Here is a 4,112-nt window from a genome sequence, read left to right on the forward strand (position 1 = left end):
GTTCGCGGCCGGATGTGCGGGCGCTGACCGACCGCACCCGGCACCGGTCACCGGCGGCCGGCCGCCGCAGGGCAGCGGCCACCGGGCCGGACCACCCGCACGCCGGACCACCCACACGCCAGGCCACCCACCCACACGTCGGGCCACCCACACGCCGGGTCAGTCGACCGCCGGGCCACCCGCACGCCGGGTCAGTCGACCGCCGGGCCACCCGCACGCCGGGTCAGTCGACCGCCGGGCCACCCGCACGCCGGGTCAGCCGACCGTCGGACCACCCGCACGCCGGGTCAGTCGACGGCGCGGTCGTACGCGCGGAGGGTGCGCAGCGCGTCGATCGTCACCAGCGGGCCGGACTCCAGGGCGGGTGCCGGTGCCCAGGGGCGCCACCGGACCGGCCAGCCGCCGTCCTCCCGCTGCTCGGCCACGAGGAAGTCCAGCGACCGCGCCATCTCCGCGTCCGTGAACCACGACCGGGCGAGCGAACGCGGGGCCGGCGCGTAGTCGTGCGGGAAATGGTGCTCCCCGGGGGCATAGCCGGGCGCGACCGGGTACGCGTCCCGGTCGTCCGGGTCGAGCACCGCGAGCCGCTGCCTGCGCACCAGCCGGCCCAGCCGGTCGGCCGCGGCCTGGGCCCGCGGGCGGTCCGGGACGGAGTCCAGGAAGGCCACGGCGGCCCGCACTTCGTAGGGGTGGGACTCCGCCAGGTTCTCGACGGCCTGCCAGCAGAAGTCGGTAGCCCGGAACAGCCAGGCGTGCCACACCTCGTTGCGGTGCAGCAGCCCCACCACCGGGCCGGTCGCGAGCAGAGAGCTGGGCGGGTCGTCCTCCACCGGCACGAAGGGCGCCGTCGGGTAGCCGCGCTGGACCGGGTGGACGGCCGGCAGTGCGCCGTCCGCGGTGGACACGGACGTCAGGTAGCGGCACACGTGCTCCGCGCGACGGCCGCCGCAGCGGCCCACGGCGTCCAGGACCCGCAGGGCGTGCGCGGTGTGCAACGGCTGGCTGACCGGTCCGCGCAGGTCGGGCTCCAGTGCGTGCCCGTAGCCGCCGTCCGGGTTGCGGTAGGCGTCCAGGGCCGTCTCCACCGGGTCGGCGCCGCCGCCCCGGAAGTCGTGGGCGAAGAGCCGCTGTTCGAGCACACGCGCGGTGAGCCAGACGAACCGCTCCGCGCGCGCGAGCGGGGTGGGTGTCCGGGACGTGGGGGGTGCCGGGGACGGTGTGGCTGTGGAAGCTCCTGATTCGGCCATGGTTCCGACCGTAGAGCGCGAAGCGGTCCGGGCAGGGTGCCCCGGCCCCGGGGCACCCCGCAGGCGGGATACTGAAGGCATGCGGTTGACGGTCTTCTGGCAGCGGATGGCGGAACACTTCGGTTCCGGCTACTCCGACACCTTCGCGCGCGACCATGTCATGGCCGAGCTCGGCGGGCTCACGGTGCACCAGGCACTGGCGGCCGGCTGGGACGCCAAGGACGTCTGGCAGGTCGTCTGCTCGGTGATGGACGTTCCCCGGGAAAAGCGCTGATCGTCACAGTGACCGCCGGACGGCAGACGGCTGCCGGTGACGTGGGCGAAACTTGATCCGTGGCACCCACTGACGAGACCGGGCAGGCAGCCCAGCACCCCCCGACGCCCGGCGCGCCGCCCCCCGCCGGGCCGCCTCCTGCCGACCCCGTGGCCGGGCAGAGCGCGGGCATGCCCCCGTGGCTGCCGCGCGCGATGGTGCTCGCCCTCGCCCTGATCGCCGTGTTCCAGCTGGGCAGCTGGGCCTTCCACGAGCTCACCGGCCTGCTGATCAACATCCTCATCGCGTTCTTCCTGGCGCTCGCCGTCGAACCCGCGGTGAGCTGGATGGCCGCACGCGGGGTGCGCCGGGGCCTCGCCACCTTCCTGGTCTTCCTCGGCGTGCTGATCGTCGCGGCGGGCTTCGTGACCCTGCTCGGGTCGATGCTCGCGGGACAGATCATCAAGATCGTCGAGGACTTCCCGGAGTACCTCGACTCCGTCATCAACTGGATCAACGGTCACTTCCACACCGAGCTGCGGCGGGTGGACATCCAGGAAGGGCTGCTGCGTTCCGACTGGCTGCGCAACTACGTGCAGAACAGCGCCACCGGTGTCCTGGACGTCTCCGCGCAGGTCCTCGGCGGGCTGTTCCAGCTGCTGACCATCGCCCTGTTCTCGTTCTACTTCGCCGCCGACGGCCCCCGACTGCGACGCACCATCTGCTCCGTCCTGCCCCCCGCCCGGCAGGCCGAGGTGCTGCGCGCCTGGGAGATCGCCGTGAACAAGACCGGCGGCTACCTGTACTCGCGCGGGCTGATGGCGCTGATCTCCGGCATCGCGCACTACATACTTCTGGAGTTCCTCGAGGTGCCCTACGCGCCGGTGCTGGCGGTGTGGGTCGGCCTGGTGTCCCAGTTCATCCCGACCATCGGCACCTATCTCGCGGGCGCCCTGCCCATGCTGATCGCCTTCACGGTCAACCCCTGGTACGCGCTGTGGGTGCTGATCTTCGTGGTGATCTACCAGCAGTTCGAGAACTACGTGCTGCAGCCCAAGCTGACCTCCAAGACCGTCGACATCCACCCGGCGGTCGCCTTCGGCTCGGTCATCGTCGGCACCGCCCTGCTCGGCGCCGTCGGGGCACTGATCGCCATCCCCGCGATCGCCACGCTCCAGGCGTTCCTGGGCGCGTACGTCAAGCGGTACGACGTCACCGACGACCCGCGCGTGCACGGCCACCGGGCCGTCGACGCCGGACGCGGCGTCGTCCGGGGCGTGCGCCGGCTCTGGCAGCGCCGGCCGGGGGCGACACCTCCCCGGGACGGCGGCCCGGGTTCCTCGCCGGAGGACTGAGCGACCCCGCGCCGCGGACCGCGTGGTGCGCTTGACACTGAAATCGAACATCCATTCTTATGGAGACGCCGGTGAGGCTCGACGGCAGGTGCTCTGTCCCGGTTCACGGTGAATTGCACCCCCGTTGTCCACAGGCGGGACGTGCGTCGGGGCGCGTTGTCAGTGGCAGGCGCTAGCGTCTTTGACGTGAAGCGATCGACTCAAGCAAATCGGGTGGAACCCATGGCAGGAACCGACCGCGAGAAGGCGCTCGACGCCGCGCTCGCACAGATCGAACGACAATTCGGCAAGGGCGCGGTCATGCGCATGGGTGACCGGACGAAGGAGCCCATCGAGGTCATCCCGACCGGGTCGACCGCGCTCGACGTCGCCCTGGGCGTCGGTGGCCTGCCCCGCGGCCGTGTGGTGGAGATCTACGGTCCGGAGTCCTCCGGTAAGACGACCCTGACCCTGCACGCGGTGGCCAACGCGCAGAAGGCCGGCGGCCAGGTCGCCTTCGTGGACGCGGAGCACGCCCTCGACCCCGAGTACGCGAAGAAGCTCGGCGTCGACATCGACAACCTGATCCTGTCCCAGCCGGACAACGGCGAGCAGGCCCTGGAGATCGTGGACATGCTGGTCCGCTCCGGCGCCCTCGACCTCATCGTCATCGACTCCGTCGCCGCGCTCGTCCCGCGCGCGGAGATCGAGGGCGAGATGGGCGACAGCCACGTGGGTCTCCAGGCCCGCCTGATGAGCCAGGCCCTGCGCAAGATCACCAGCGCGCTCAACCAGTCCAAGACCACCGCGATCTTCATCAACCAGCTCCGCGAGAAGATCGGCGTGATGTTCGGCTCCCCGGAGACCACGACCGGTGGCCGCGCGCTGAAGTTCTACGCCTCGGTGCGCATCGACATCCGCCGCATCGAGACGCTCAAGGACGGCACCGAGGCGGTCGGCAACCGCACCCGCTGCAAGGTCGTCAAGAACAAGGTGGCGCCGCCCTTCAAGCAGGCCGAGTTCGACATCCTCTACGGCCAGGGCATCAGCCGCGAGGGCGGCCTGATCGACATGGGCGTGGAGCACGGTTTCGTCCGCAAGGCCGGCGCCTGGTACACGTACGAGGGCGACCAGCTGGGCCAGGGCAAGGAGAACGCCCGCAACTTCCTCAAGGACAACCCCGACCTCGCCAACGAGATCGAGAAGAAGATCAAGGAGAAGCTGGGCGTCGGCGTGCGGCCCGAGGAGCCTGCCGCCGAGGCGGGCGCGGACGCCGCG

4 protein-coding genes are annotated in these 4,112 nt (G+C 71.3%); 3 read left to right on the plus strand and 1 reads right to left on the minus strand.

All coding sequences use genetic code 11. From position 1 onward, the window contains the following. Positions 1-287: 287 nt before the first annotated feature. Positions 288-1,247 carry a hypothetical protein gene (locus G3I53_RS10180; protein ID WP_164438242.1) on the minus strand — a complete coding sequence of 320 codons (960 nt, stop codon included), beginning with the start codon at positions 1,245-1,247 and terminating at the stop codon, positions 288-290. A gap of 79 nt (positions 1,248-1,326) precedes the next feature. Here G3I53_RS10180 and G3I53_RS10185 point away from each other — a divergent pair, with 79 nt between their 5' ends. The 3 genes from G3I53_RS10185 to recA all read left to right on the plus strand — a co-directional run. Beyond that, entirely contained in the window at positions 1,327-1,521 is a 195-nt protein-coding gene (locus G3I53_RS10185; RefSeq protein WP_164337572.1) for a DUF3046 domain-containing protein, read from the plus strand. A gap of 59 nt (positions 1,522-1,580) precedes the next feature. Further along, entirely contained in the window at positions 1,581-2,855 is a 1,275-nt protein-coding gene (locus tag G3I53_RS10190; protein WP_343240589.1) for an AI-2E family transporter, read from the plus strand. Between the two features lie 222 nt (positions 2,856-3,077). Then, on the plus strand, positions 3,078-4,112 hold a 1,035-nt coding region (recA, locus tag G3I53_RS10195; RefSeq protein WP_164438243.1), incomplete at its 3' end, for a recombinase RecA.

This window comes from Streptomyces sp. SID14436 (assembly GCF_010548465.1).
In the GTDB taxonomy this organism is placed as follows: Bacteria; Actinomycetota; Actinomycetes; order Streptomycetales; family Streptomycetaceae; genus Streptomyces.